Source organism: Halovivax sp., assembly GCA_007119345.1.
In the GTDB taxonomy this organism is placed as follows: Archaea; Halobacteriota; Halobacteria; order Halobacteriales; family Natrialbaceae; genus Halovivax.
The window spans coordinates 1-3059 of record SKPV01000196.1 but is presented as its reverse complement, the minus strand read 5'-3'; the positions used below and the strand labels follow the sequence as shown (position 1 = coordinate 3059).

The following is a 3059-nucleotide window of genomic DNA, read 5'->3' as shown; positions in this document are numbered from 1 at the left end:
CCGTCGGGCCGATCGTCGGCGCGATCGGTGCCGGTACGGTCCTGATCGCGGTGTACACGACGCCGCTCACCGGCCGCTGGTCTCCCGACATCGGCGTCTACGTCACCCTCGTCGGCGGGCTTCTCGTCGCGGGAACGGCTATCGCGTCGCTCGTCCCGAGGTACAGGCGCCGTCCGTAGACGGGTGTCCGACTCCCGGCCGACCGACCGGCGACGTTCGAGAGGCGAATATCCGGGGAAGGAAGACCCTCGACCGTTGGACGGTGACCGCCGCGCGGGACGGTAAGTTCGTTGGACTCGAACTGACGGCCGCCACGGCGTCCGTCCGAGACACGGAGCCACCGATCCGGCGGGATCGCCGGCCGTTCCGCGACGATCGCTCAGGCGGTCAGCACCGGTCGGTCCGCGGTCCTGACGATGCGCTCGGCGACGCTGCCGATCCGATCGGTTCGCGTGTGACCCTGTCCCTGGTAGCCGATCACGATCAGGTCGGCGTCCAGTTCCGCCGCCTTCTCCCGGACTTCCTCCCAGGGGCGGCCGTGACAGACGTTCCAGGAGCAGTCGATGCCGGCGTTGTCCGCTCGATCGGCGATCTCCTCGAGCATCGCCGCGCCGCGATCCTCGAGGGTGTCGAGGACGATCTCGGCGCTGCTCAGCGCCGGTTCGCCGTACCGGTGGGTCTCCACGCAGTACATCGCGTGCACGTCCGCGTCGTACCTGTCCGCGAGTTCGAGCGCGTGTTCGACCGCCCGGTTTGCCGGGTCGCTGCCGTCCGTCGGGACGAGGATCGTGTCGTACATCGGTCTGGGCTATCCACGTCGAAGGCCGTGAAATAGCTCACACCGCCTCGGATGATAGGACGGGGTCGGGGCCGGAGCACTTAGCACCGCGCGCTCGAGGCGGGCCGCGTGAGCCGAACGCTGGTGATCCGCGTGTCATCGACGTCCTCGACGACGATCGCGACGCCGTCGACGGTGAACCGTTCGCCCGCCTCGGGGAGTCGGCCAGCCCGGTCGAGGACGAGTCCGGCCACGGTGTCGGCGGTCGGCGGCTCCGGCAGGTCGAGGTCCAAGGCGTCGTTGACCTCGGTCACGGAGACGTCGCCGCGGACGACGGCGGTCCGGTCGTCGATCGCCCGGATCGGAACCGCTTCGCGCGGCCGAAGAATCTCGCCGACGATCACTTCGGTGGGGTCTTCGGTGGTGACGATGCCCTCGGTGGTGCCGAACTCGTCGATCGCGACCGCGAGATGGGTCTGGGCGCGTTGCAGCTCCGCGAGCACGTCGTCGGCCGGCATCGTCTCCGGGACGTGGATCGTCGGCTCCATCACGACCGCGAGGTCCAGTTCGTCGGGATCGCGCTCGCCGTAGTCGCGCTCCCGGAGGAGGTCGCAGACGTGGACCGTCCCGACGACGGTGTCGAGGTCGTCCTCGTACACCGGCAGGTGCGTGAAGCCGCTGTAGGCGCAGATCTGGAGCGCCTCTTCGATCGAGTCCGTCGTCGAGACCGCCACGACGTCGGGACGGGGGACCATGATCTCGCTCACGGGCAGTTCGTCGAACCTGAACGCCCGACGGAGTCGGTCTCGTTCGTCGGGCTCGATGGCGCCCGCCCGCTCGCCCGCCACGATCAGGTCCTGGAGTTCGCGCCTGGTGAGGTAGGCGGACTCGATCGTCGTCTCGGCGCCGACGAGGCCGTTGACGGCGCGAGTCAGCGTGTCGAAGACGACGACGAACGGATACAGCAGGTACTCCGAGAGGCGGATCGGCCGGGCGACGCGGAGGGCCCACGACTCCGTGTTCTCGATGGCGTAGGACTTGGGCGCGCTCTCGCTGAAGAGCAAGACGAGCGACGTGATCCCGACGGTCGTCAGCAGGACCGCCTGTCCCCCGGTGACGTAGAATCCGAGGAGGGCGGTCGCGACGCTCGACATGGCGACGTTCGCGACGTTGTTCCCGACCAAGATCGTGACGAGGAGGCGGTGCGGATCGCCGCGGAGCTCCTCGACGACGGTCGCGTTCGTCGCCCCGGTCTCGACGAGGGCGTCGAGTCGGTGTCGCGGGAGCGCGAACATCGCGATCTCCGACGACGAGAAGAATCCCGAGATCGCCATCAGGAGCGCGATCGCCAGCACGCCGCCGGCGGTGAGCAGCCACAGCGGCAGCTCCGGAGCGGGGGCCGATAGCCAGACGGGGACCGCGGTCGCGGCTGCGTCCAGCGGTCCCGGGACCGCCGAGGCGGACGACGCGGCGAACTCGAGGGGGGCTAGGGGCTCCTGGTCCATCGGGATCACTACGGCGAGGAGGTCTAAAAGCGGTCGCGAGCGGAGCAGGCCCTTCGTGGCTCGGGACGGTCGATCTCGTCAGGGGAGCAGTCGCCGCAGACGCGACGGGACGGGATCGTGACGCTTCGCCAGGATCACCGTTCCGGCGGCGTGTCTCCCGACGCCATCCGAGATCGACCCGAGAAGTGCTCGCTGGAGGAGTCCGCCGCGCGAGACGCCCAGCACCGTCACGTCGTGTTCGGTCGTCCGGTCGGTGATCGTTCCCGCGACGCCGTCGGCTTCGACCAGGTCGCGCTCGACGGATCGGACGCCCTCGAAGCCGTCGGCCCGTTCGGCGAGCAGCGCCCGTGCCTCCTCGCGCGACAGCTCCGGTTCGTCCGGCTCGAGTACGTGGAGCAGGGTGACCGAGGCGTCGTTGCGCCGAGCGATCGAGGCGGCCGTCTCGGCGGCGAACGCGTCGTGGGGGCCGCCGGCGACCGGGACGAGGACCGAGCCGATCTCGTCGGGTCGCGGCGTCTTGATCCGCTGGACGAGCACGTCACAGGGAGCGTCGTCGAGGACCTTGTCGACGTGACTCCCGAGGACGACGTCCGTGCGCGGCGGCCGGCCACGCCACCCGAGCAGGATCGCGTCGACGTCGTGCTCGTCGACGGCCCCGACGATCCCGGTCGCCACGCCGCGGGCCATGCGGATCCGCTGGTCGGCGGGGATGCCGTGGGACTCGACGCGCTCGACGGCGTCCGCGAGCATCGCTTCGTGTTCGTCCTCGAGCAGGT

General features: G+C 70.0%; 3 protein-coding genes. All 3 read right to left on the bottom strand.

Annotated features, from left to right (window positions below):
* Positions 1–379: 379 nt before the first annotated feature.
* Entirely contained in the window at positions 380–799 is a 420-nt protein-coding gene (locus tag QZT59_RS13285) for a universal stress protein (RefSeq protein ID WP_290817179.1), read from the bottom strand.
* Positions 800–879: 80 nt separating this feature from the next.
* Complete coding sequence (locus QZT59_RS13280; RefSeq protein WP_290817170.1) at positions 880–2283, bottom strand: hemolysin family protein; 1404 nt, start codon at positions 2281–2283, stop codon at positions 880–882.
* Between the two features lie 78 nt (positions 2284–2361).
* A partial coding sequence (locus QZT59_RS13275; RefSeq protein WP_290817161.1) for a universal stress protein occupies positions 2362–3059 on the bottom strand: 698 nt, incomplete at its 5' end.

Coding starts and splice junctions, on each gene's coding strand:
- QZT59_RS13285 (WP_290817179.1), bottom strand. CDS start 799: ATGTACGACACGATCCTCGTCCCGACGGACGGCAGCGACCCGGCAAAC.
- QZT59_RS13280 (WP_290817170.1), bottom strand. CDS start 2,283: ATGGACCAGGAGCCCCTAGCCCCCCTCGAGTTCGCCGCGTCGTCCGCC.